This window comes from Micromonospora sp. LA-10, assembly GCF_051853095.1.
Classification (GTDB): Bacteria; Actinomycetota; Actinomycetes; order Mycobacteriales; family Micromonosporaceae; genus Micromonospora; species Micromonospora echinospora_A.
Window position 1 is genome coordinate 3,822,267 of sequence record NZ_CP195710.1, and the last position, 24,464, is coordinate 3,846,730.

19 protein-coding genes and 2 tRNA genes are annotated in these 24,464 nt (G+C 71.3%); 10 read left to right on the forward strand and 11 right to left on the reverse strand.

The annotated features are described in order from the left end of the window. The first annotated feature begins 69 nt into the window (after positions 1–69). Positions 70–843 (forward strand): CPBP family intramembrane glutamic endopeptidase, encoded by a 774-nt coding sequence (locus ACSDG8_RS18110; protein WP_439427075.1) that lies wholly within the window; start codon positions 70–72, stop codon positions 841–843. Positions 844–970: 127 nt separating this feature from the next. Here ACSDG8_RS18110 and ACSDG8_RS18115 read toward each other — a convergent pair whose 3' ends face one another. Then, positions 971–2,032 (reverse strand): hypothetical protein, encoded by a 1,062-nt coding sequence (locus tag ACSDG8_RS18115; RefSeq protein ID WP_439427076.1) that lies wholly within the window; start codon positions 2,030–2,032, stop codon positions 971–973. Positions 2,033–2,678: 646 nt separating this feature from the next. Between ACSDG8_RS18115 and ACSDG8_RS18120 the strand changes: the two genes are divergently transcribed. Further along, a tRNA-Ser gene (locus tag ACSDG8_RS18120) sits at positions 2,679–2,769 on the forward strand. Between the two features lie 35 nt (positions 2,770–2,804). Then, positions 2,805–2,877, forward strand: a tRNA-Arg gene (locus ACSDG8_RS18125). Between the two features lie 106 nt (positions 2,878–2,983). Here the strand turns inward: ACSDG8_RS18125 and ACSDG8_RS18130 are convergent. Both ACSDG8_RS18130 and ACSDG8_RS18135 read right to left on the reverse strand, forming a co-directional pair. Further along, entirely contained in the window at positions 2,984–4,093 is a 1,110-nt protein-coding gene (locus tag ACSDG8_RS18130; RefSeq protein WP_439428059.1) for a Gfo/Idh/MocA family protein, read from the reverse strand. Positions 4,094–4,220: 127 nt separating this feature from the next. Beyond that, positions 4,221–4,826: a TetR/AcrR family transcriptional regulator gene (locus ACSDG8_RS18135; protein WP_116510826.1), complete on the reverse strand. Its 606-nt coding sequence runs from the start codon at positions 4,824–4,826 to the stop codon at positions 4,221–4,223. Positions 4,827–4,993: 167 nt separating this feature from the next. On the opposite strand from ACSDG8_RS18135, the gene ACSDG8_RS18140 reads away from it, so the two are divergent. The 3 genes from ACSDG8_RS18140 (at position 4,994) to ACSDG8_RS18150 (ending at position 8,590) form a co-directional block, all read left to right on the forward strand. After that, positions 4,994–5,965, forward strand: a complete 972-nt coding sequence (locus ACSDG8_RS18140; RefSeq protein ID WP_439427077.1) for an aldo/keto reductase — start codon at positions 4,994–4,996, stop codon at positions 5,963–5,965. Positions 5,966–6,406: 441 nt separating this feature from the next. Then, positions 6,407–7,246: an alpha/beta fold hydrolase gene (locus ACSDG8_RS18145; RefSeq protein WP_439427078.1), complete on the forward strand. Its 840-nt coding sequence runs from the start codon at positions 6,407–6,409 to the stop codon at positions 7,244–7,246. 276 nt (positions 7,247–7,522) lie between these two features. Then, complete coding sequence (locus ACSDG8_RS18150; RefSeq protein ID WP_439427079.1) at positions 7,523–8,590, forward strand: polysaccharide deacetylase family protein; 1,068 nt, start codon at positions 7,523–7,525, stop codon at positions 8,588–8,590. A gap of 82 nt (positions 8,591–8,672) precedes the next feature. On the opposite strand, the gene ACSDG8_RS18155 is transcribed toward ACSDG8_RS18150, so the two are convergent. Continuing rightward, the gene (locus ACSDG8_RS18155) at positions 8,673–9,380 is read right to left on the reverse strand and encodes a DUF899 family protein (protein ID WP_210895425.1); all 708 of its coding nucleotides are present in this window, start codon (positions 9,378–9,380) and stop codon (positions 8,673–8,675) included. 137 nt (positions 9,381–9,517) lie between these two features. Between ACSDG8_RS18155 and ACSDG8_RS18160 the strand changes: the two genes are divergently transcribed. Next, on the forward strand, positions 9,518–10,438 hold the full coding sequence (locus ACSDG8_RS18160) for an RNA polymerase subunit sigma-70 (protein ID WP_439427080.1): 921 nt from the start codon (positions 9,518–9,520) through the stop codon (positions 10,436–10,438). A gap of 36 nt (positions 10,439–10,474) precedes the next feature. Here ACSDG8_RS18160 and ACSDG8_RS18165 read toward each other — a convergent pair whose 3' ends face one another. After that, positions 10,475–10,885 (reverse strand): RidA family protein, encoded by a 411-nt coding sequence (locus tag ACSDG8_RS18165; RefSeq protein WP_439427081.1) that lies wholly within the window; start codon positions 10,883–10,885, stop codon positions 10,475–10,477. Positions 10,886–10,964: 79 nt separating this feature from the next. Between ACSDG8_RS18165 and ACSDG8_RS18170 the strand changes: the two genes are divergently transcribed. Next, a complete protein-coding gene (locus ACSDG8_RS18170) occupies positions 10,965–11,342 on the forward strand; it encodes a winged helix-turn-helix transcriptional regulator (protein WP_439427082.1) in 378 nt (125 codons plus the stop codon). A gap of 15 nt (positions 11,343–11,357) precedes the next feature. Here the strand turns inward: ACSDG8_RS18170 and ACSDG8_RS18175 are convergent, their stop codons facing one another. The 4 genes from ACSDG8_RS18175 to ACSDG8_RS18190 form a co-directional block, all read right to left on the reverse strand. After that, entirely contained in the window at positions 11,358–12,578 is a 1,221-nt protein-coding gene (locus ACSDG8_RS18175) for a hemolysin family protein (RefSeq protein ID WP_439427083.1), read from the reverse strand. Between the two features lie 88 nt (positions 12,579–12,666). Continuing rightward, a complete protein-coding gene (locus ACSDG8_RS18180; protein ID WP_439427084.1) occupies positions 12,667–13,605 on the reverse strand; it encodes a P1 family peptidase in 939 nt (312 codons plus the stop codon). Between the two features lie 110 nt (positions 13,606–13,715). Continuing rightward, entirely contained in the window at positions 13,716–14,057 is a 342-nt protein-coding gene (locus ACSDG8_RS18185; protein WP_439427085.1) for a DUF1330 domain-containing protein, read from the reverse strand. Between the two features lie 95 nt (positions 14,058–14,152). Next, positions 14,153–14,758: a class I SAM-dependent DNA methyltransferase gene (locus ACSDG8_RS18190; protein ID WP_439427086.1), complete on the reverse strand. Its 606-nt coding sequence runs from the start codon at positions 14,756–14,758 to the stop codon at positions 14,153–14,155. 166 nt (positions 14,759–14,924) lie between these two features. On the opposite strand from ACSDG8_RS18190, the gene ACSDG8_RS18195 reads away from it, so the two are divergent. Together ACSDG8_RS18195 and ACSDG8_RS18200 are read left to right on the forward strand one after the other, a co-directional pair. After that, complete coding sequence (locus ACSDG8_RS18195; protein WP_439427087.1) at positions 14,925–18,380, forward strand: NACHT domain-containing protein; 3,456 nt, start codon at positions 14,925–14,927, stop codon at positions 18,378–18,380. A gap of 41 nt (positions 18,381–18,421) precedes the next feature. Next, positions 18,422–19,342 (forward strand): alpha/beta fold hydrolase, encoded by a 921-nt coding sequence (locus ACSDG8_RS18200; RefSeq protein WP_210895432.1) that lies wholly within the window; start codon positions 18,422–18,424, stop codon positions 19,340–19,342. Here ACSDG8_RS18200 and fxsT read toward each other — a convergent pair. Both fxsT and ACSDG8_RS18210 read right to left on the reverse strand, forming a co-directional pair. Next, positions 19,320–23,255 carry an FxSxx-COOH system tetratricopeptide repeat protein gene (gene fxsT / locus ACSDG8_RS18205; protein ID WP_210895433.1) on the reverse strand — a complete coding sequence of 1,312 codons (3,936 nt, stop codon included), beginning with the start codon at positions 23,253–23,255 and terminating at the stop codon, positions 19,320–19,322. The genes ACSDG8_RS18200 and fxsT overlap by 23 nt on opposite strands. Further along, on the reverse strand, positions 23,252–24,442 hold the full coding sequence (locus ACSDG8_RS18210) for a TIR-like protein FxsC (RefSeq protein WP_210895434.1): 1,191 nt from the start codon (positions 24,440–24,442) through the stop codon (positions 23,252–23,254). Before ACSDG8_RS18210 ends, fxsT begins: the two co-directional genes overlap by 4 nt. Positions 24,443–24,464: the final 22 nt, after the last annotated feature.

Below are 24,464 nucleotides of genomic sequence, written 5' to 3' on the forward strand. Positions count from 1 at the left end.
GAGCGTGTACGTCGGTCGCACAGACTGTGCGATCGCCAGGTCCGGACGCCGAAGTGCTTTCATGGTCCGGTGACGGTTGACGAGCTGGCCCGCCCGGTCTCCCGCCGGATGCTGGGCACCGAGACGCTGCTCGTGCTCGGTCTGTCCCTCGGCCAGTCGGCCGTGTACGCGCTGGTGTCGCTGATCGCGAAGCTCACCGCGACCGGTGGGCTGTCCAAGCAGACCGCCGCGCTGAACACCTCCGCGTCGGCCCGGCCCTACCTCGACCTGACGTACCAGCTGCTCGGGATCGTCTTCGCGCTGCTGCCGGTGCTGCTCGCCGTACACCTGCTGGCGCGCGACCCCGGCGACCCGGCACGGACGCTCGGCATCGACTTCCGGCGGCCCGGCTCGGACCTGGCCCGGGGCGCGGGCCTGACCGCGCTCATCGGCCTGCCCGGGCTGGCGCTGTTCTGGGCGGCGGCGCAGCTCGGCCTCAACGCCACGCTCGTCCCCGCCGCGCTGCCGGACCTCTGGTGGACGGTGCCGGTGCTGATCCTCGCCGCCGTGCAGAACGCCGTGCTGGAGGAGGTGATCGTGGTCGGCTACCTGATCACCCGGCTGCGGCAGCTCAACTGGCGCATCGGCGCGGTGCTCGCGACGAGCGCGCTGCTGCGCGGCTCCTATCACCTCTACCAGGGCTTCGGCGCGTTCGTCGGCAACGCCGTCATGGGCGTGATCTTCGGGCTGTTCTACCTGCGCACCCGCCGGGTGGCCCCGCTGATCGTCGCGCACACGCTGCTCGACATCTTCGCGTTCGTCGGCTACGCGATGCTGCCGAAATCCTGGTTCGACTGGCTCTGATCCCGGCTGCCGGCCTGCCGGCCTGGTGGCTTCGCTGGGCTCGGCACGGTCGTCGGCTTGCGCCGGGTCGGCGAGGTGGCGGTGTCGCGGCCCGACGGACCCCGCCACCTCGCCGAACGCGCGTCGATCAGGTGCGGCCGGGCCGATACCGGGCGATCGCCCGCGCGGCCACCCGCTCGGCCGCCGCCGTACCGCCGGTCGCGGCCGCCAACGCCGCCGCGCCCGGCAGGAACCGGGCGGCCAGCCGCAGCCCGAGCCACCCGCCGGCCTGCGCCGCCACCGGCGTGGCCAGCCGCCAGGCCGCCTCCGCCACCCGCCCCCACGGCCCGTCCGCCGGCACGTCGGCCGCGCCGGCCGCCGCCAGCGCCGCCCGCGCGGTCCCGTCGTCCGGGTGCACCAACGTCAGCACCAGCAGCTCGGCCGCCCGATCCGGATGCGCCGGATCCCGACCGTACGCCGCAGCCAGGTGCAGCACCAGGTTCGCCTGCGTCCAGAGCACTGCGGCCAGCTCCGCGACCGGCGCGAACATTCCGGCCCCGGCCGCCAGCGCCCCACCCGTACCGGCCATCCGGACGAACCGCCGCGTCGCCAGCCGGGCGACCCCGTCGGCGTCCGCCTCCGGGCAGGCCCGCCGGACCTGCGCCACCCAGTCCCGGGCGCGCGGCCCGAGCGCGTCCACCGCCGCGAGAGCCAGCAGCTCCGGCGCGAACCCGGGGTGGTCGCGCAGCTTCGGCCCCACCGTGCGCCAGCTCTCCACCTGGGTACGCGCAGCGTGCTGGACGTCGACGGTGGCCGGGCGGGTCTCGGTGTTGTCGTGCGGCTGCGCTTCGTCCGGCGTGTCCAGGGCGGGCGGTTCGGTCTCCCGGCTCTCGCCGGCTGCGGTTTGTTCGACGGTCAGGGCCTGATCGTCGGCTGCGGCTGCGGCTGCGGCTGCGGCTGCGGCTGCGGGCTCGGCTGCTGATGCCGCCGGCTCTGGTGCCGGGGTGGCGGTGGTGGCCGGGGCCGGGCTGGCCGCTTCGGGCGCGGCCGCCACGGCTGTCGTGGCGGTGGGGGTCTTGGCGCTCTTGGTGGTTCGGCGAGTTCTTCCCGCTGGCGTCGGTCCGGCCTTCTGCGCCGTGACCGCCTCGGTCCCGCCGGGCTCCTGCCCCGACGCGACGGCTTCCGGCTCGGCCGGTGCCTCGGGGGTCACCTGCTTCGGAAGGGTCGCCTTCCGGGCGGCCTTCTTGGCCGCGGGAGCGGCCCCAATTGGGGCGGCCTTCTTCGGGGTCGCCTTCTTGGCGGCGGGTGCACGGCGGGTCCGCTTCGGCGTCTCGTCCGCGCTCGGCGGCTCGGGGGGCGCCGGCTCCTCGGCCGGACGGCGTGCTCGCGCGGCCGGCTTGTCCGGAGGCGTGCTTGCGCCGGCCTCGGCGGGCACGGGGTCGGGCTGCGCGGCGGCAGGCGTACCCGGATCGTGTGTCGGAGCCTCGGCGGCCGGGCGTGGTCGCGGTGCCGGCGCTGCGACGTCGGCCGCCGTCGGCGGCTGGAAGACGACGGTCGGCGCGGCCCGGCGCGGACGCCGGGGCGGCGGTGTGTCGCTCGTCGCGCTCCCGGCGGGAGGCTCCGGCGTGGGCGGCGGGCTGAACGTGGGTCGGGGGGAGCGGGTCCGCCGGGCCTTCGCGGCGGGCTCGCGACGGGGCGGATCGCTCGGCGGCTGCTCCTGCATATCGAGGGAGCGTAGCCGTGGGCGTGATCTGGCACACGGCGAAAACACCGTCGCAGGGGCCGTACCGATAGTCGCTTTGCCCCGGGCGGGTCCGGGCCTGTATCCTCGGGCGCGGTGACCTCAGGGCCACCAGGGAGACTTCGCCTAGTCTGGTCTATGGCGCCGCACTGCTAATGCGGTTGGGGTCTTAAAGCCCCTCCCGGGTTCGAATCCCGGAGTCTCCGCGCGAAAGCCGGTTGTGTAGACTGGCCGAGCACAAGCGCCCGTAGCTCAACGGATAGAGCATCTGACTACGGATCAGAAGGTTAGGGGTTCGAGTCCCTTCGGGCGCACAGACAGCCCCCTAGCAGGCCCACGGCCGCTAGGGGGCTTCTTTCTGTCCAGCCATGCCTGTGACGCCTACGAGCGAAGACCTCGCCCCGCCCAGAACTTCCGCTGTCAGAGTTCCGCGAGTTGCACGCGTCGTCCCTCGGCGGACGATCGAATGATCGCGTCCAGCAGCCGGTGACGTGTGACGGCGTGGGAGAAGTTCGGGGTGGTCGTAGTGCCGTTGATGAGATCGCTCCGGATCGCCGCGTATGTGTGCGCCAGGTTGTGGATCGGTGTTCCGGCCAGGTGGGGGTATTCGTCGTGGCCATCGGGCAGTGTCAACGGCGACAGTGGGGCGCGGCCTCGTGCGCCGCGCACCGTAACGGGCCCGAGGTGGGGATATCCGCTCGCGGAGGTGATTTCGAGAGTTCCCTCGGTACCGTCGATGAGCAGGGAGAACCAGGGTCCGGACAGAGTCGCTCCACGATGATGGACGGAGAGGATCGCTCCGTCGGACAGCCGGCCGGAGACGGCGATCTGGTCCTCGGCGGTCATCGGGACCGTCCGTCCGGTGCGGCCGAGCGCAACGGTCGGGCGCCGGGTCGCGGTCGAGGCGACCACGTCCTGCAACTCGCCGACGATCATCGACACTGTGTCGATGGCATTTCCGAACGCAATGGTGAGCATCGTGGCGCCGAGCGTGCGATCGAGGGTGTACCGCATGCGCTCGGAGACCGGGTTGCCCCACTCGACCGATGAGGCCAGCACCGTCGCGGACAGCACGTTCCCGACGTACCCGTCGGCGACGAGGCCGGCCAGCCAGCGGAAGGTGGGCGAGGAGCGCCCATGAAGCCCGATGAAGGTACGCGTGTCGCGGGCGGCGCCTTCCATCTCCTCGGCTTCGGCCAGGTCGATGGCGAAGGGCCATTCGCTGAGGACCGGCACTCCCGCCCGTAGCGCGGGCAACACCAGCTCGCGGTGGTGGGGCACCTTGACCGCGACGACCACAACGTCGACGTTCTCGTCCTTCACGAGTTGGTCGACCGAGGCGTAGCCGGGAACCCCGAACGCGGCGCCGGCAGCAGCGGCCGACGCGGGGGAACTCGTCGCCAGGGCGGTGAGCTCCATGCCGTCGACTGCCGACAACGCGGGCAGGTGGGCCCCGGCCGCCCATCCGCCCGACGTGCTGAGCCCGACGATCCCGACGCCGAGCGGGCGTCTCCCGGGTTTCCCCATCATGTTTCGTCGCCCTTTCGCGTGCTTGCGCCGAGTCGGCAGCGAGCCAACTGTGGTCTGATCGGTACAGAAGTTCGGCGTGGCTCGATGAACGCTCGCGATCGCAGCCGTCAAGCGAGTCGCGGGGTGGTCACGTCGGCCAGGCGAGCAGTGCCGTGTCGACGATCTCGTCGAGCGTGTCGGGCCCGAGGCCGTTCGCGGCCTGGACGGCGATGCCGAATCCCGTCGTCATGACGTATCGGGCGAGGCGTCCCGGGTCGGCGTGGCGCGGGAGGTCGCCCTCCTCGACGGCGCGCCGGAAGCGCGCCTCGAGCTGCTCGCCGGCGTCGACGCGCCAGCTGACCAGTACGTCGTGCGCGGGGCGGCTCTGTTCGCTCAGCGCCAGCGCACCCTGCACGGACAGGCATCCCGTGGGGCGGCCGGGCGACGTCGTCGTGCGGACGGCTCCCCGCAGGAATGTCTCGGCCACCGCGCGGGCGGTGGGCTCCCGCAGGGCGCGGGTCACGTAGGAGGCCGGCCCTTCGGCGTAGCGCTGTACGGCCTTGCGGAAGAGCTGCTCCTTGTTGCCGAAGGCGGCGTACATGCTCGACTTGGTGATCCCCATCGCGCTGGTCAGGTCCGTGAGGCTGGTGCCGTCGTACCCCCGCGCCCAGAACACCTGCATGGCCCGCTCCAGTGCCTCGTCGATGTCGAACTCCCGGGGGCGGCCGAACGCGGTGCTCTGGGATCCACTCATGACGGCATCCTCCTCGCTTCGGGGTCGGCAGGGCCGGCGGGCCGCCGTTGGCCCACTGTTTCGCTCCCCACAGCCGACTTTACTCCCGGTCGGTCCAGATGTGCTAGCGTTCTGTACCGATCGGAACTTAAATCGGTCGGACCTACTATCGGAAGAGGAACACCACGATGAGAACCACTTCTCTCGGCGGACTGGAAACCTCCCGCATCGGTCTGGGCGCCATGGGCATGTCGGCCTTCTACACCGGCGCCGGCCAGCGCGACGACCAGTCCATCCGCACCATCCAGCGGGCCCTGGACCTCGGCGTGACGCACATCGACACCGCCGAGGCGTACGGCCCTTACGTCAACGAGGAACTGGTCGGCCGCGCCATCAAGGGACGCCGGGACGAGGTGGTGCTCGCGACCAAATTCGGTCACCTCTCGCACACCGGCCGCCCGGGCAACGACAGCACCCCGGCCAACGTCCGGCTCGCAGTGGAGGGATCGCTGCGCCGCCTCGGCACCGACCACCTGGACCTCTGTTACCAGCACCGGGGCGATGGGGTCACGCCGATCGAGGAGACCGTCGCCGCGCTGGCGGAGCTGGTGGCCGAGGGCAAGATCCGTCACATCGGACTGTCGGAGGCCGGCCCCGCGACGATCCGGCGGGCGCATGCCGTTCACCCGATCGCCGCGGTGCAGTCCGAGTACTCGCTGTGGGTCCGCGACCCCGAGGCCGAGGTGCTGCCGGTCCTGCGCGAGCTGGGCGTGGGTTTCGTCCCGTACGCCCCGCTGGGCCGCGGGTTCCTCACCGGCGGCATCCGCACCCTGGACGACCTCGACGCCGACGACTGGCGTCGTACCAACCCCCGCTTCGCCGGCGGCAACCTCGAACGCAACATGCGCATCGTCGACGAGGTCCGCGCCGTCGCCGCCGAGGCCGAGGCCACGCCCGCGCAGGTCGCCCTCGCCTGGCTGCTCGCCCAGGGCGACGACATCGCCCCCATCCCGGGCACCACACGCATCGACCGGCTCGAGGAAAACGCCGCCGCCGACCGCATCACCCTCACCGACAACCAGATCACCCGACTGCAGAACCTGACACCGGCCAGCGGCGACCGCTACGACCAAGCCAACATGGCCGCCCTCAACCACTGAGCCGGTCGGCCACTCCCAGTCGTCCCCAAAGGGCGGCGCACAGCCTTGAAGGGCATCACACGACCACCCGTCACATGGCATCGAACGATGCGTCGGCTCTCTCAGCCTCGGCATCTTCGCGTTCATCATCGCCGAATTCCTGCCCGCAAGCCTGCTTCCGGATATCGCCGACGGCCTGAACGTTTCCACCGGCGCGGCGGGGCAGGCCGTCAGTGTGACCGGATCGAGCAGGTCAGCGGCGTCATCGTGTCCGTATGTAATCGCGCCATCGCCACGGGGGCGGCCGCCGGCGGAGTTCTCGTGGACCGGCAGTCGGCCACCGCTCCCTTGATCGCGGGCGCCACCGCAGTCTTCGCCGGCGGCCTCCTGCTCACCTCGCTGAGCCGCACGAGCCACTAGCCCATTCTGACCGGGCCCGGACTGGTCTCCACGAACGCGGACGTGGACCTGCGGCCGGAGTCGGCAGTCGCGCAAGGCGCCACCGCTAATTTGCCCTACCGGCTGCCGGACGGCTTCCGGTCGGAGTACGCGCAGGTGAACGACTTCCGGATGCACTACCTCCGCGGTGGCAGCGGCTCACCGGTGGTGCTGCTGCACGGCTTCCCGCAAACCTCCGCCGAGTGGGAGCCGCAGCTCAAGGCACTCGCCAAGGACCACACCGTGATCGCGGTCGACCTGCGCGGGACCGGTGACTCCTCCGTCCCGGAGCAGGGCTACGACACGGCCCAGTTGGCCGACGACGTGCACAAGCTGCTCACCCGGCTCAAGCTCAACAGGGGCGTCCAGATCGTCACCCACGACATCGGCGCATGGATCGCCTACCCGTACGCCGCAATGTGGCCCAACGAGGTCAGTCGAATGGTGGTGATGGAAGGGTCCATCCCCGACCGGTCCCTCTACACCTTCCCGGCCTTCCCCGCGGAGGGTGACCTGTCGACGTGGCACCTCGGGTTCTTCCAGAAGGACTTCGCTCAGGACCTGGTCCGTGGACACGAGCGCGACCTGGTCAAGGGGTTCGTCGAGCAGTACCTGGCGGTGGACGGGGCTTTTGACGACCGCGACTACGAGTTCTACGCCCAGTACCTCCGCGAGCCCGGCCGGTTCAAGGCGTGGATGAACATGTACCAAGCCTCCACACGGACATTGCCCAGAACGAGAAGTTCCGCAAGGCGGGGCTGCTCCAGATGCCCATCCTGGCCGTCGGAGGCGAAGAAGCCCTCAGCAGCGCCGTGGGCACTCAGTGGCAGGGCTATGCCGCCAATGTCGAGACTCAGGTCATGACTGACACCGGTCACTGGCTCACCGAGGAACGACCGCAGGAGCTCACCACGATGCTCCTCAAGTTCCTGCGCTGACGCCGGGGAACACTGACGCCATCCCCTGACCGCCAGGGCGTGCGGGCCTCGAACCCGCACGCCCTGGCGCTTCCGGAAAACTTCCGGAAAATCATTGACGCGTTCGAAACGCCGTTGCAATACTCCGAACACGGCGACATCAGCCTGTGTCGATTGAAGCCATGCGTCGTCAGGTGTCACCCGTCCCAAGGAGGACCTGCGCATGTACGCCAGCATCAGCGGCTCCCGCCGCCCGTCCGCCCCCCGAACATCGCGTCTCACCGTCCGGTTGGCAGTGCTCGCCTCCACTGTGGCGCTGAGCGCCGCCGGTCTCGCGGTCGCCGCCACTCCGTCCAGCGCCGCCACCTGCAACGGGTACGTCGGCCTCACCTTCGACGACGGGCCGACCGGCAGCACCAGCGCACTGTTGTCCGTGCTGCGCGCGAACAACGTACGGGCGACCATGTTCAACGTCGGGCAGAACGTGCAGAGCAACCAGTCCGCCGCGCGCGCCCAGGTCGACGCGGGCATGTGGGTGGCCAACCACAGTTGGAACCACGCGCACATGACCTCGATGAGCCAGAGCCAGATGCAGTCGGACCTCGCCCAGACCAACTCGGCTATCCAGTCGGCGACAGGCGTCCGGCCGCAGCTGTTCCGGCCGCCCTACGGGGAGACCAACTCGACCCTCCAGTCGGTCGCCTCGTCGCTCGGCCTGCGCCAGGTGATCTGGGACGTCGACTCCCAGGACTGGAACGGCGCCAGCGTCAGTCAGATCGTCTCCAACGCCAGCCGCCTTCAGGACGGCCAGGTGATCCTGATGCACGACGGCATTCAGAACACCCGCGACGCGATTCCGCAGATCATGGCCAACCTGAGCAGCCGTAACCTCTGTCCGGGAATGATCTCGCCGAGCACCGGCCGAGCGGTGGCCCCGGACGGAACTCCGCCGCCGACCACTCCGCCGCCGACCGGCACGCCGACGACTCCGCCGCCCACCACTCCGCCTCCCAGCGGCGGGTGCACAGCGACGGCGACGACTCCCAACGTCTGGGGTGACCGGTACAACACCTCGGTGACGGTTCAGGGGGCCAGCAACTGGACGGTGGTCGTGGCTCTGACCCCGCCGCAGCGGGTCTCCACCACCTGGAACGGCTCCCCCAGTTGGGACAGCACCGGTTACGTGATGACGATGCGGTCCAACGGCAGCGGCAACACCTTCGGCTTCACCACGATGATGAACGGCAACAGCGGCGCCAGACCCCAGATCCGTTCCTGCACCGCAGGCTGATCCCGGTGCCCCTACGGTCAACTCCAACTGACCCTGGACCGTAGGGGCATCCCGGCCTGGTACTCCCTCGATCATCAGGACGTCATCGCGGTGCGACGCCGGGGCGTGACCATTGCGCGGTGGGGCGGCCGTCGAGACGCCACGGGTGCCCGGTGACCCGCGGCCAGCCTTCAGGCGAGTTTTCCCAGTTCTCCTGCCGGCCGTACACCGTGAGGTCGAGGGCGTGGTAGGTGGTCGTCAACGCCTCCACGCCCCGCCCGGTGGTCCAGTAGGTCTCGTAGACCTTGTCGCCGTCGCGCAGGTAGCACGCGATGAACCCGAAGCCGCGACCGTCGGCCAGAGCCGGGTCGGAGTCTTTCGCCGAATACCAGGGGAACCTGTAGCCCATGAACTCCGCGAACGGCGCACTTTCGTCGTAGGGACCCTCGCAGAACACGGCGTAGGTGACGTCCCGGGCGTGCAGGTAGTCCAGCGTCTGCATGTGACAGGTCGAGAAGGTGCACCCCTCACACTGATGCTCGTGCGGTCTGCCGTCGTGCCACATGTGGAAGTAGGCGATGAGCATCCGGCGGCCCTCGAACACCTCCACCAGCGGGGTGTCCCCGCCAGGGCCCCGCACCGTCACCGCCGGCATCAAGGTCATCGGCAGCTGACGACGAGCGGCTGCGATCACGTCTCCCTCGCGGGTATGGGCCTTCTCCCGGACCAGCAGTTCGTCGCGCTCGCGCAGCCAGGTCTCCCGGTCGACGACCGGGGGCGCGGCGGCGCTGGACGCGGGGGTTGCCGTCATGGCTGTCTCCTTCGTGGAGTGGGGATCGGTCACAGGTACAGACGACCGAGTCGGCGATCGTCATCGGTGACCGATGACGGATGGGGTCCGCGTTCGTCAGTACGGTTGTGAAGACCAGACAGCCCCGGGGAAATCACATGTCCGACTCGCCCGATGAGCAGGCGGTCTGGCTGCAGCGCGCCTTCGACGAGCACCGGCGTGAGCTACACGTCCACTGCTACCGCCTCGCCGGGAACGTCACCGACGCGGACGACCTGGTGCAGGAGACCTACCTGCGTGCCTGGCGGGCTCGCGACCGCTTCGAGGGCCGGGCGTCGGCGCGGACCTGGTTGTACCGGATCGCCACGAACGTCTTCCTCGACAGCCGCAAGGCGGCAGGTCACCGGACGGTGCCGTACGGCGATCCGCTGGAGTGGTCCACCGAGCTCGGGCCCTATCCCGACGCCCTGCTAGCCGACGATCCGCAGACCGGTCTCGCCGCCCGGGAGACCGTCGAGCTGGCAGTGATCGCAGCGCTCATGTACCTGCCGCCGCGGCAGCGGGCGGCCTTCGTGCTGCGCGACGTCTACGGCTGGACGCCGCAGGAGATCGCCGCCGCGCTCGACACCGCCGTAGCGGCCGTCAACAGCCTCCTCCAGCGGGCCCGCCACACCCTGCGGCGGCGCGTTCCGTCGGACCCGAAGGACTGGCGCCGCCCGCAGCTCACCAGTGAGGACGAAGAGATCCTGCGCCGCTACGCCAACGCGAAGGACCCGGAGACGTTCCGGGCACTGCTCGCCGACGACGTACGGATCACGATGCCACCCGAGCCGCCGGTCGTCGGGATCGACGCGGCCGCGGAGTTCCTCGGCCGACCGCTCGACTGGCGTACGTTCCCCACCTCGGCCAACGGGCGCCCGGCACTGATCAACTATCTCCGCCGGCCCGGCAGCCCGCACTACGAGGCGTTGGTCGTCGACGTACTCCGGATCGAGAACGGGAAGATCGTGGAGAGCAACGCCTTCATCGGTGCCCGTCACATCGCCGCCTTCAACATGCCCGCCACGCTCGAGCCCTAGACCAGCACGGTCGGACTGCGTCGAGCGCGACGGCGTTCACTGTGCGATCGCGGTCGCCTCCAGCTCCACGAGCACGTCGGGCTCGAAGAGGGACTCGACGCCGATCAGCGACGCCGGCGGAAGCGGCTGCGGCAGTCCGAGCTCCTCGGCGACCGACTCGACTCCGGCCATGAACGGCCCGATCTTGTCCGGCGTCCAGTCGGTGACGTAGAAGGTCAGCCGGACCACGTCCTGGAACGAGGCGTCGGCGCCCGAGAGGGCGCGCCCGGTGTTGCGCAGCACCTGCGCGACCTGCCCGGCCAGGTCCCCGGGTGCGACGGGGGTGCCGTCGCCGGATCGAGCGACCTGACCGCTGACGTGGATGTGGCGGGTGCCGGTGCCCACCGCCACGTGGTGGTACGGCGTGTGCGGCTGAAGGCCGGCGGGGCTGAAGCGGGTGACGGACATCGTTTCTCCTCCATCGAAACCTAGGTGGTTTACCATTGATACCTAGTTGACGGAGGACACTTCAAGGAGACCTGGTTTCATGGGCGATACCGCAGGCGCTCGCGCCGACGAGCTGCGCATCGACGCGCCCCACCGCGAGCTGCTCGATCAGGTGCTCGACAAGTGGTCGCTGAGCGTCCTCAACGAGCTGTGCGAGCGGCCGTGCCGCTTCAACGAGCTGCGCCGCGCGATCCCGGCGGTGACGCAGAAGTCGCTCACGGCGACGCTGCGGCGGCTCGAACGCAACGGCATCGTCGAACGCCACGTGTTGGCGACCCGTCCGGTCGCGGTCGAGTACCGGATCACCCGGCTGGGCAAGACCCTGCGTGCCCCGATCGACGTCCTGCTCGACTGGGCCGACGCGCACCTGCCCCAGATCGAGCAGGCCCGCCGGACCTTCGACACCGAGCCGGGCTGACGAGTACGGCCGGACTCAGGAGCCCGGCTCGTCGCGCTTCGGCGTCGTTCGCAGGCGTACACGGGTGATGGCCCGGCCCGTGACCTCCGCCACCTCGGCGGTCAGGCCGGGCAGCTCGATCGTCTCGCCGGGGGCCTTCGGGATGTGGCCGAGATGCGCCAGAACCAGGCCGGCCACCGTGGTGTAGTCCCCGGCCTCCAGCGTGGCCTCGTCCAAGTCGATGCCCACGTCGACCAGGTCGTGCAGCGGGAACCCGCCGGGCATCAGCAGCGCGCCGTCCGCCTCCCGTACGACAGCCTGCACGTCCCGGTCGGTCTCGTCGACAACGAGCGCGAACTGCTGCCGTTGGGCGCGCAGCTCCCGGATCGCCTCGGTCACCTTCAGCGTCTCCGGCAGGTACACCGGCGGGCTGGCGTGGTCGGCGACCGGCCCTTCCCGGTCGAGCAGGTCCCGCATGTGCACCACGCCGACGGTGTCGTCCAGGCCGCCGCGGCCCACGACCGGAGCGCGTGTCTGTCCCGACTTGCCCAGCTCGCGCAGCGCCTGCGGCGCGGACAGCTCCGCCGACAGGGTGACGACGTCGCGGCGCGGGACGAGGATCTCCCGCAGGATCCGCTCGGCCACCTCGAACGCCCCCGAGATGATCATCCGGTGTTCGGGGGTGAGGTTGCGCTGCGTGGCGACCATGTCCCGCAGCTCCTCGGTGGTGACCTCCTCCCGGCGGGCCCGGGAGTCGCCGCCGGCCAGGCGTACGACGGCGTCGCTCGACCTGCTCAGGAGCCACACCGCAGGGCGGGAGAACGTCGACAGCGCGTCGATCGGGCGGGCCACCAGCAGCGCCCAGCCCTCGGCGCGCTGCATCGCGATCCGCTTCGGCGCCAGCTCACCGAGCACCAGCGTGACGAAGGTCAGGATGATCGTGACGACGACGACCGAGACCGGCTCGGCTGCCGACCCGAGGAATCCCAGCGGGCCCACCAGCGGCACCGCGAGGGACACCGCTGCGGCGGCCGAGGCGAGGAAGCCGGCCAGCGTGATGCCGATCTGAATGGTGGCCAGGAACCGGTTCGGGTCCCGCGCCAGCTTCGCCAGCACCCGGCCGCCCCGGGAGGTCCGTTCCAGGCGCTGCAGTTGGCTCTCCCGCAGAGACACCAACGCCATCTCGCTGCCCGCGAACACCGCGTTCACCAACACCAACACGAACACGAGCGTGACCTGCACGCCATAGCCGTCCACGGCCAGTTCGACGCCTCCTCGGCCGGACCCTCCGGCAGCGTCAACCGTAGCCGCCGCGGCTGGACGGGCCGGGCCGAGCTGCGAGCAATCAGCGCGTTTCCGACGGCGATTCCGGAATCAGCCGCCCGGCCGCCGTCAGCCGCTCGATCACCGCCCGGTGCGGGACCGCGTGACTGGTACGGCCGCCCACGCCGGTGGTGGTGACCGCAGTGAACAGCGAGTTCAGCAGCGCCTCCTCGACCGCGTCCAAGACTGCGGCGAACACCGGATCGATCTCCCCGTCCGGAATCGGCGGCTGGTCGGAAGTGCTGAACGCGATCGCGTAGTCACCGCTGGTGCTGCTGAAGGACGCGCCGACCCGGGCCATGGCGAAGACCGCCCGGCGGGCGAGCCGCCCGAGCTGCCGGGCGTCCAGGGGTACGTCGGTGGCCACCACGATCATGCACGAGTTGCCGGGGGGCTCGGTCCGGTCGGCGGCGGGGACCAGTTCGCCTGCCGGCATCGGCACGCCGAGCACTGTGAGGAGGCCGCCGAAGTTCGACTGGACCAGGGCGCCGACAGTCCCCGTACGGCCGGCGGTCCGCACGGTCCGGGACGACGTACCGATGCCGGCCTTGAAGCCAAGTGCGGTGGTGCCCGCGCCGGCGCCGACGCAGCCCTCGGCGGGCGGCCCGCCGGATGCCTGATCGACGGCGGCCAGGACGTGGGCCTCGGTGATCGGGCGGCGGCGGATGTCCGACAGGTGCCCGTCGTTCGTCTCGCCGACCAGGGGGTTGAACGACACCCCGTCCGGCCGGCGCTCCATCGACCAGCTGAGCAGCGCGTCCGCCGCCCGGAACACCGACAGCGTCGCGGTCAGGACCACAGGGGATTCCAGTACGCCGAGTTCGTCCACCTGCGTCGAGCCGACGAGCTTCCCGTGCCCGTTGCCGGAGAACACCGCCGCCGGCAGCGTCCACCGCCCGGGGCCGAGCCCGCTCGGCACGACAGCTGTGACGCCGGTGTGCAGGTCGCCGCCGTCATCCACAGTGGTGTGACCGACCAGGACGCCAGGGACGTCGGTGATCGCGTTGTGGCGTCCGGTGGGTAGCGCTCCGACGACGATCCCGAGGTCCCGGGCGCGCCGGTCGGCCCGGCTCAGGGCAGCGCCGCCCGGATCGCCTGCACGATGCCGGTCGGCGAGTAGTCCTCGGGGACACCCTCGACCAGGATGATGTCGCCCTCGATGTGCCGCGAGCGCAGCGGCGCGATCTCCTGGTAGGCGGGCGAGTCCCACCACGCGCGCGCCTCGGCGATGCCCGGGAAGCCGAGCATCACGACCGCGCCGGGCCAGGTGCCCTCCTTCACCTCGTGCGGCGTGGCGTGCACGAGGAACCGTCCGCCGTACGGGGCGAGGGTGCCGGGGAGACGTTCGATGTACTCGGCGATGTCCGGGTGCGGGGCGGCGTCCTGGAGATGGGCGATCACGTACGCGGGCATGGTGTCCTTCCGGCCGTCGAACTCCGAACGCCGATCCTGGCACGGCGGACGGCAGACCTTCGCGCCCATTTTCCGGCGCTGACGACGGCGCGCGCTCAGGCGCCGGATGCGACGGCCGCGACGGCGGCGTGCGGGCGGTGAGTGTCCTCGAGGCGCGGCAGGCGCTCGACCTCGGCGAACCCGGCCCGCCGCAGGCGCGCGGAGAACTCGTCCACCGGCCAGCGGTACGCGGTCGCGACCTTGTGGTCGAAGGCGCTCACCTCGTCGCCGATGAAGATGCCGACCACGAGCGGTCCGTCCGGCACTATCGCGCGCCGGAACCCCGCCAGCACGCCGTCGAGATCCGAGGGCGGGAGGTGGATCAGCGAGTACCAGGCGAGGATGCCGTCGACGGAGTGGTCGGGGACGGCGAGGTCGTCCAGCGACCCGAGCCGGTACGCGCCGTCCGGGTGGGTCGCCCGCGCGTGCGCGACGAACTCGGGAACCATGTCGATCCCGGTGGCGTCGACGCCCAGCGACCGCAGGTGGTCGGTGAGGTGACCCGGTCCGCACCCCAGGTCGAGCACCGGGCCGGTCCGGCCGCCCAGGTGCCGCCCGATGAGGGCGAGGTCGTCCGGGTGCACATGGGCGGTGCTGCCGAACAGTTCGATGTAGAGCTCCGCGACCGCCCCGTACGCCTGCCGCACCCGTGTGTCGTCCACCCGCCGACTATAGGGGTCGGAGGCCTTGGCCGCATTTAGCAGATGAATGAGATGAATGAATGGAAAAGTCGTCGCAAAGCAGCCGCCCGGTGAGGAATCGATAGCTTTCCGTCACTGAAGTTTCTATCCTTGAAGAATCCCGATCGCCAGCAGCGGAAGGGGCGGCATGCCGCGCCGTTCGAGCCTCAGCTATCGAGATGCGTTACGGCTGCTGGCCCCGGGCAGCACGCGCATCACCGAGACCGACAAGGTCGTCAGCGCGGGGATCCTCGGTGCCGGGGCGCTCACCCAGGGCGCGGCGCTCGCTCTGCTCGGCCCGAAGAACGCGCTCATGCAACTCGTCCGCGACGCCACCGGAAACCAGGCCGGCCGCATCCGCACAACCGGCGGGAAATCGTATTACAAGCTGCTGGAGGCCAGCCATACCGTGCTGGCGCTCTCCGCGTTCTTCGACGGTTTCCGGGACGAGGTCGGGCCGGGTTTCGACCGGCTGGAGCTGACCGACGCGGAGAAGGTGGGCTTGGCGGCGGCCGACCGTCGCCAGCACACGCTGCCGAAGGAGATCGACGGCGGACACTTCCCGCTGCCGTCCTCGGTCCACGGCATGGACGACGCCCGCCGCGACGTCGAGGCCGCCTACGTCAAGCTCCACGACGCCACCATCGCGTTCTGCGAGGGCCTCGCCGCCTGGCCGTCGGTGCGGCGCGGGCTCGACCTCACGTCGCTGCGGTCCCGGGTGGTGGGCCGCGCCATGTGGCACTACGAGGACCGTTTCGACCGCCTCGCCGCGGACCTCCCCGAGTTCGGGTTCCGGATGCTCCGGCAGGCGATCGAGCACAACCTGATCGACAACCGGAACCTGAGCACCGAGGTCTCGGCCCGGCTGGACGCGCTGGCGCAGCTGTACCGCAATCTCGCCGAGCTGTCCGGCCCGGTTCCGGCCGACCGCCCCGACCTGCTCCGCGAGTCCCTCGACCGGCTCACCGGCTCGCTGGCCGCGGTGTTCCGGCAGCCGCTGCTACGGATCAAGGACGTCGACTTCCACCTGCGTCTGCCCACCGTGGAGGAAGGATTCATCAGCCCGGACTTCCGGGCCGCCGAATACGGCAAGCACACGTCGCCGGAGCGGGAGCGCTGGTGGGACGACCAGCCGCGCCGGGGTGACCTGGTCGGTTTCCTCTCCGAGTACCTGACCGATCCGGCGAGCCTGCACCGTCCGCTGCTGCTCCTCGGCCAGCCGGGTGCCGGCAAGACGTTGCTGACCCGGGTCATCGCGGCCCGGCTGCCGGCGAGCCGGTTCACCGCGATCGTGGTGCCGCTGCGCCGGATGTCCGGGGACACGTCGCCGACGGAACAGATCGAGGCCGCGATCGAGCAGGTGATGGACGAGCGCATCCGCTGGGCGGACCTGCGCCGGGCCACCGAGAACACCACGGTCGTGGTGATCTTCGACGGGTTCGACGAACTCGTCCAGGTCACCGGCACCGCCCACTCCCAGTACATCGACCGGGTGGCCGAGTTCCAGGAGGCCCAGTGGGACCTGGGCTACTCCGTCATCCCGATCATCACGTCCCGGATCCTGGTGATGGACCGCGCCAGCGTGCCCCAGGGCACCGTGCTGGTGCGGCTGGAAGACCTGACCGACGCCCAGGTGACGGCGTGGTTGGCCGCCGTCAACGCGGCCAACGAGGACCGGCCCGGCTACCGGCGGCTCGCCGCCCGCGAGCTGCTGTCGCACGGTGAGCTGGCCCGCCAGCCGCTGCTGCTCACGCTGCTCGCGATCTACTACAACGAGCACTGGGCCGACCGCCGTCCCGGCGCCGCCATCTCCCCGTCCGACCTGTTCACCGGCCTGCTCACCGCGTTCATCAGGCGGCAGGTGAGCGAGAAGTCGCCGACCGCCCTCCCGCCCCACGAACGGGAGGCCCGCGAGCACCAGCTGCGGCGTGACCTGGCGATCACCGCGTTCGCCATGTTCAACCGCAACCGGGAACTCGTGAACCGGGCCGCGCTCCGCGCCGACCTCGGCTGTTTCGGGCCCGGGGCCGGCGACGGCTCCCGGTTCGAACTCGGCGACGTGCTCGGCCCGGAGCAACTGGTCACCGCCGCCTTCTTCGTCGTGTACGGCCCGGACGACGTGCAGGGCGAGGACGCCCGGCGCACGTACGAGTTCCTGCACACCACAATCGGCGACTTCCTGATCGCCGAGTACGTCATCGGTGCGCTGCGGAGCCTGGCCGAGCTGCGGCGGCACACCCGCAGCCCGGCCGGGTTCGGCTACCAGCTCGACACCGGCCAGTTCCGGGCGCTGCTCTCGCACCAGCCGCTGGTCAAGCGGGAGGCGGTGGTCGGCTTCGCGCGGGAACTCGCCTCCCGACACCCGCGGGAGCGGGACGCGATCGTGGAGACCGTCGCCGGCCTGCTGGCCGAGGCGCGGCAGCGGACCAACCTGGCCGGGGTGGACGGCTACCGGCCCGCCCCGTACGACCCGGTGCGGCTGCTCGCCGCGTACACCGCGAACCTGGTCGCGCTGGCCGCGCTCGTGTCACCGGACGGGGTGCGCCACACCGACCTGATGGACGAGGAGACCTGGGTGTCCACGGTGCGGCTGTGGCGGGCGGGCCTGGACGAGAAGGGCCAGCTCGCGATGATCAGCTGGCTGCGCCGCGACGCCGACGGCCGGATCGTCGCCGAGCGGCAGCGTGAGAGCCGGGGGGAGAAGGTGAACGTGGCGGCCGAGGAGGCCCGGCTGCTCGGGGACGTCACCACCTACAGCCAGTTGCAGGCCGGCGCGCGGACGTGGCGCGGCCAGGCGCCGACCAGCTTCGAGGCGGGCCGGTTCCACGCCGACCTGGTGGAGCTGGCCACCCGCCGCTGGCCGGTGCCCTCACTGCACCAGCTGATCCTGTACGACGAGCGCAGCTACCGGAGGCTGTGGGCGCGTGCCGTCGAGTTCCCCGAAGCGGTGTCCAGCACCAGCGCGACGGTCCTGCTGGAGTGCCTCGCCGAGGACGGCGCGCAGTTGCCCCGCGAGGTGGTGTGCGGGCTGACCCGGGTGGCGCTGAGCCGGTTGCCCAGCTCACCGACCGCGCCACCGGAGCTGATCATCTCGTGCCCGTACCTGATCGACGAGTTCCCGGAACTGGTCGACTCGCTCGGCACGACCGACGACCACGCGGTGCTGCACGCGCTCATCCTGCGGCACGGGCTCGACCGGCTGCCCCAGCGGTACGCGCCCCGGGTGCGGGCGGTGCTCGCCGACATCGAGGGGCGGCTCGCGGAGCTGCCGCTGGAGGACGGCGTGGTGTCGGCCGAGATGGCCGAGCAGTTCGCCGCCGCGCGGGTCGACAACCGCACCGCGTTGTGGCTGCTCATGGCGTTGACCGAGTACGGCGATCTGGCCTGGCGGAAGATTCCGCCCCGGACGATGGCCGAGCTGCTCGCCCACCGGCTGCCGGACGAGTTCCTCGACGAGGCGAGCCTGTGCCGGCTGCTCGTGGACTACCTGCGGGCGCACGACCGGGCGCCGGCCGAGGTCTCGTTGGCGTCCGCCCTCGACACGCTGCGCGTCCTCGCAGCGACCGACCCGACCGACCAGATCCCGGCCGCCGAGGCGGTCTGACCGCGCCACCCGTACCGCCACCACCCGTTCGGAGGCCCCGATTGGCACATTCGCCCTCGCATCGCGAGCACATCGTCCGAACGGGAAGGAGAAGCCTGGCGGTAGACATCGCCGGGGCGGAACGCGGCTGGCCGGTGTTCCTGATGCACGGCACGCCGGGCAGCCGCAACGGTCCACGACCCCGCTCGATCGTGCTGCACCGCCTCGGCGTACGCCTGATCTCCTACGACCGGCCGGGCTACGGCGGCTCCAGCCGCCTGCCCGGCCGCCGCATCGCCGACGCCGCCGCCGACGTCGCGGCCATCGCCGACGACCTGGGCCTGGACGGGTTCTCGGTGGTCGGCCGGTCCGGCGGCGGCCCGCACGCCCTGGCCTGCGCCGCGCTGCTGCCCGAGCGGGTACGGCGCACCGCCGTCCTGGTCGGCCTCGCCCCGGCGGGCGCGGCCGGGCTGGACTGGTTCGGCGGCATGACCGATGCCAACGTGCGGGACTACGGCGCCGCCGAGCGCGCTGTGCCGGTGCTCGCCGAGCAGTTGCGGCTGCGGGCCGAGCGCACGATGGACGACCCGGGCTCGCTGCTCGCGCTGCTGGTCGAGCAGATGACCGCGGCCGACCGGCGGGTGGTGGCCGGGGTGCCGATCCGCCGGCAGCTCACCGACGCCTACGCCGAGGCGCTGCGCCAGGGCCCGGACGGCTGGATCGACGACGTGCTGGCGCTGCGCGCCGACTGGGGCGTCACGCTCGCGGACATCCGGATGCCGGTCCGACTCTGGCACGGCGCCGACGACAACTTCGCCCCGGCCAGCCACACCCGGTGGCTGGCCGAGCAGATCCCCGGCGCGCAGTTGCACGTCCAGCCGCGCAGCGCGCACTTCGGCGCGGTCGAGGTGCTGCCGGAGATCCTCGCCTGGCTGGCCGACCCGGTGGAGCGGGCCGGTGTCAGATCGGATGCGGGTCGATGATGCGCCGCTGCAACCGGCTCTCCCGGACGGCCTCGACCGCCGGGTGGTTCTCGCCCAGCCGGTAGGTCAGTTCGCGGGTAACCGCCTCCAGCTCCGCGCGCCGGCCGCTCTCCATTCGCTCCTGCATCACCACTAGATTCGCCCGGCAGCGCAGCGTGTTCGTGTGCTCGCGGCCGAGGGTCCGGACCAGGCCGTCGTGAGCGCGCCGCAGCAGACTCAGCGCCTCCCGGTCCGCGGCCTCCCGGCCTTCCGGCGGGTCGGGCTGTTCGGCGATGCAGATGCCCTGGTTCATCCAGCCGGAGAGCGGGTACGGGTGTTCGCTGCCCAGCACGCCGGCGAGCGCGTCGGCGGACCGGGCGGCGAGCTGCCGCGCCTCGGCGAAGTCTCCGGCGCGGCGGGCCACCATGGCGAGGTTGACCATGCAGACCAGCGTCAGCGGGTGCGCCGGGCCGAGGTTGCGCTGGTAGACGCGGTGCACCTCGGTGAGTTCGCGGCTGGCGCGCTGGAACAGGTCCACGGTGAGCAGGTTGATCGACAGGCTCAGCCGGCAGGTCAGCGTCTCCGGGTTGTCCGGCCCGAACCGCTCGTTCAGCAGCTCGTACGCGGCTTCGAGGAGCTTGCCCGCCTCGACCGCGTGCCCGGCCGCGCGCAGCGACACCGCCAGGTTCGTCTGCGTCCGCAGCGTGATGAGGTGTTCGGGACCGGCCGTGTGCAGCAGATCCCGGTGGACGCTGCGCAGGCGGGTGACCGACTGCTCGAAGTCGCCCGCGTCGCGCATGTCGATGCCGATGTACGCGGACGAGGCGAGCGCGTCCGGGTGGTTCTCGCCGAGGATCGCGCGGCGCCCGGCCAGCACCATCTCGTCGTTCTTGCGCGCCTCCCGGAAGTCGCCCATCAGGCGCTGGGTGGTGGCGAGGTTGTTCAGCGCGGCCAGGGTACGCGGGTGCTCCTCGGTGAAGTTGCGCTTCCACGCGTTGAACGTGATCTCGTCCAGGCGCAGCGCCTCGTTGTACTTGCCCATGCCTCGCAGGTCGCGGGCCAGCCCGCCGGCCGTCATCAACGTGTGCGGGTGGTCCTCGCCGAGCAGTTCCCGCTGCGCCGCGAGGACCTCCTCGTCCAGCGCTCGGGACTTCTGGAACTGCCCGAGGTAGGACAGGATGTTTGCGAGGTTGAACTGCAGGTGCAGCAACTGCCGGCGCAGGTCGTCGCGCGCCCGCGCGTCGGTCTCCTCGGCGAGCATCTGCTCCCAGGTCTGCGCGACCTCCTCACCGAGCCGCCGGCCGGTCTCCAGGTCGCCGCGCAACTGGAGGTAGCGAACCCGGTCGATCATCAGGGCCCGTACCTCGACCCGGCGGCTCAGCGGCGCCTTCGACGCCTCCAGGTGTGGCCAGATGACCCGGAACCGGGGCCAGCCCTCGGGGTCGTCCACCTCGCCCTGGGGCCGGGCGGCGGCGAGCACCAGGTGGACCTGTCGGCGCGCCTCGTCGAGTTCCTCCTCGGTCATCCGGGACCGGACGGCGTGCTGGAGCAGGCGGTGCATGAGCACCAGCCCACCGCGGCCCCGGTCCCCGCCGGACGGGCTCTCGGCCCGCAGGTCGACCCGGACCAGCGCGAGCCGGTTGGCCTGCTGCACCAGTTGCTGGCGGACCAGCCGTTCCTTGGCCTGCGGGTGGAACGGCACGAGCGCCTCGGCGAACTCGTCGCTGTAGACCAGGTCGGCGGAGATCTCCGGCGCGAACACCGAGCAGAGTTGCAGCACCCGGTAGGCCGCCGGGTTGCGGGTCCGCAGGTGGTTGAGCGACAGCTCCCAGGTGGCCTCCACCGAGACGTTGCTGTTCGGCTCCATCACCGCGCCCGGCCCGAACTTGGCGATCTCGGTGAGGTAGCTGTCGACCGAGTGGCCGGTGTCGGCCAGCCATGCCGCGGCGGCGGTGACAGCGATCGGCAGGTCGCCGAGCAGCGCGGCGATCCGGTCGGCCTGGTCGACGCGCATGTTCGGCACCCGCTCGGTGAGGTGCTGGATGCTCTCCGCGCGCTTGAACACGTCGACCTGGACCGTGGTGGCCCGCTCGACCCACTGCAGGTTCCGGGACGTGATCAGGACGTGGCCCTTGCCGTCCGGCACGTACGGCAGGACGCCATCGATCTCGTCCGCATTGTCCATGATCATCAGCCACCGGAGGTCGGTGCGGCGCAGCGCCTGGAGCACCAGCCGGGCGTTCTCCCGGTTCGACTCCGACGACGGCACGCCCAGGTAGGGCGCGAGGTCGCCGATGGCCGACTCGATGAACGGCACCTGGTCGGCGTCGATCCACCACACCATGTCGTACGCGGCGCGGTAGCGGTGGGCGTACTCCAGCGCGAGCTGGCTCTTGCCGATGCCGCCCATGCCCTGCAACGCCACCGGGCCGGTGCCGGAGAGCACCACCTTCGGGCTGCTGCGCAGCAGCGTCCGCAGCTCGCGCAGGTCCGCCTCGCGGCCGGTGAAGCGCTTGTTGCGGCCCGGTACCTCGAAGACCGTGTTGTCCCGGCCGGGGAACCGGGGACCGGTCGGCAGTTCCAGATCGGCGGGCACCCCCTCCCGGCCGACCAGGCGCAGGATCCGCGCGGCGGCGGTCCGGGCCTCCAGCCCGGCCACCGAGACGGTGTGCGCGGCCGGCACGTTCGCCAGGCGCCGCACGTCGGCCACGTAGACGACGAGCGGTACCTGGTCGGGCGAGCGGTCCGGCGCGGCGAGCACCGCCTCCTCGGTGGCGTTGGCCTCGGAGACGATAATCAGTTCCCGGGCCGTCCGGGGCGCCTCGTCGTCGGCGAACCACGGGTCGGCCACCCGGACGTCGGCCGAGACGAGCAGGTGCCCGATCCACTCCGCCCACACCCGGTCGTACGGGGCGTGCCGGAGCACGATCTCGCTCTCCACCGATGTGGAGGTACGGGTGAACCGGGCGTTGACCCGCTCGCGTACCGCGCTGCTCATCGGCGGCAGCGACTCCACCTCGCCCCGGGTGATCTCCCGGGCCAGCGCCTCGTACGCGGACAGCAGCGACCCGTTGACGCCTGGCTGGTCGGCGAACGTGGCGAGCAGTTCCTCGTACGCGTAGAACGCCTGGTAGGGCACCTGCATCCGGGCCCAGTACCGGTCCCGGTCGGCCTCGCTCATGCCGCTGGGCAGTCCGCTGAAGCGCTGCCGCGCCACCGCCCGCCCGGTGTCCGCCTTGACCTTCTCCGCCGGGTCGATCCGCATCGGCACCGGCAGCACCCGGATCCGCCGCGACCCGTACCGGTGCTCGACCAGCCGGGCCACCTTTGCGGCGCCGGTGATGCCCTGCTCGCTGAGGGTGAAGCAGGTGACGAGCACGTCCGGCAGCTGGATGGTGCAGATGTCGGCGACGTCGGAGAACCCGGTGCGGCTGTCGATGAGCACGTAGTCGTAGTTGCGTTTCATGTCGGCGCGCAGCGCGTCGAAGAAGTAGCCGCCGCCCTGCCGCTCGTAGAACTCGTCCCAGTTCATCCCGGCGAGCGCACCCGCGTAGTCGTTGTTCTGCTGGCCGGCGCCGAGGAAGTCGAGCGTGCCGTCACCGGGGAAGTTGGACCAGTTCAGCGAGAACGAGTACTTGTGCACGCGGGCGTACTGCTCGTGCCAGCGGTCGTCGCCCTTGTCCTGCTTGGTGGTGGTCGCCCACTCGTACTCGCGGATCAGGTCGATCACCCCGCCGGTGCTCTCCAGCGCGTCCCGGTCGATGAACGGCGCGAAGAAGCGCGACAGGCCGGGGGACTCCAGGTCCCAGTCGACGGCGAGCACCCGCTTGCCGTTGGCGGCGAGGATCCAGGCGACGTTCGCCAGCGCCATCGTCCGGCCGGTGCCGCCCTTGTAGGAGTAGAAGGTGACGACCTGTCCCTCACGTCGGGTCATGTGTCCACTCCATCGTCGGGGGGCTGGTTGTCCCAGAGCCGGGGTTTGCTGATCGGCCGTCCGGGCGGCGAATAGGCCGGTCTCGCCTCCAGGTAGCGGCGCCGCATCCGGTCGACCAGGCCGTGGATCCCGGCCCGCCAGTCGTCGTACGTGGTGATCGCGAGTGGGCTCGCGGTGGTGGGGAAGATCTCGATGGCCCGGTCGAGCAGCACCGCCGTGTGGGAGCGGCGACCGGGCGGCGGGTCCTCGATGATCACCACGACGCCCACCCAGCGGTGCAGCGAGGCGACGGCCGCGCGGACGGCCTCCGCACCGTCCGGCGTCTCGACCACCCGAGGATCGATCATGAGGATGCCCGGGCAGCCCCGGAACAGCCCGGCCTCCGGTACGAAGTCGCGGACGTCGATCGGCATCCGTAGCCGCTGCACCGCGTCGGTCACGTCGTCGACCACCGGCGGCCGGTCGCGGAACGGGCGCCACCGCCCGGCGTGCGTGTCGGACCGCCCGTTGAGCCGACCCGGGTCGGCCGGCTGCTCGGGCGCGATCACCACCGCCCGGAACGGCACCTCGCTGGTCGGGAACGACGGCAGGTCGGTCGGGCCGGTCGGCGGCTCGGCCGGTTGCAGCGGCGCCTGCTCGGCGGTGTCCACGATGTGCTGGGCGAGCCGGCCCAGCACCTCCTTGTAGGCGTGCTGGAACTTCTGCAGCCGGCAGAGCGCGCTCATGCCGTTCGCGGCGTACGCGTCCACGTCGGCGGCCATCGCCACGGCCCGGGCCTGGTCCGGCGCGTGCACGGCGGCGGGCGACGGGATCCACAGGACCGGGAGGATGTTGTCGCCGTCCGGGGGGCGGCCGGCCCGGATCAGCCGTTGCCGGAACCACTCCCGTTCCCGGCGCGCGTCGTCCCGGTTGAGGTAGTCCGGTGAGTACAACGGCACGAACACCTCGGCCTCGGCGAGCGCGGTGCGTTTTCGTTCCGTCCGGTCGTCCGGCGGCCGCACCATGAAGTCGGCGAAACCCTGCCGGCGGACCCGGTCGCCGGGCCGGCCGTCGATCGCCAGGTTGAGATCGTGGTAGAAGCGGCGGACCCAGTGGTCGCCCGGGGTGCGGTCGTTGTGCGTCGGTGGGGGGACGTAGCTGAGGAAGAAGTAGGGCGGGCCCGGCAGCGCGGGCCGCTCAGGGGTCACGACGGCACGACCGTTCGCCGGA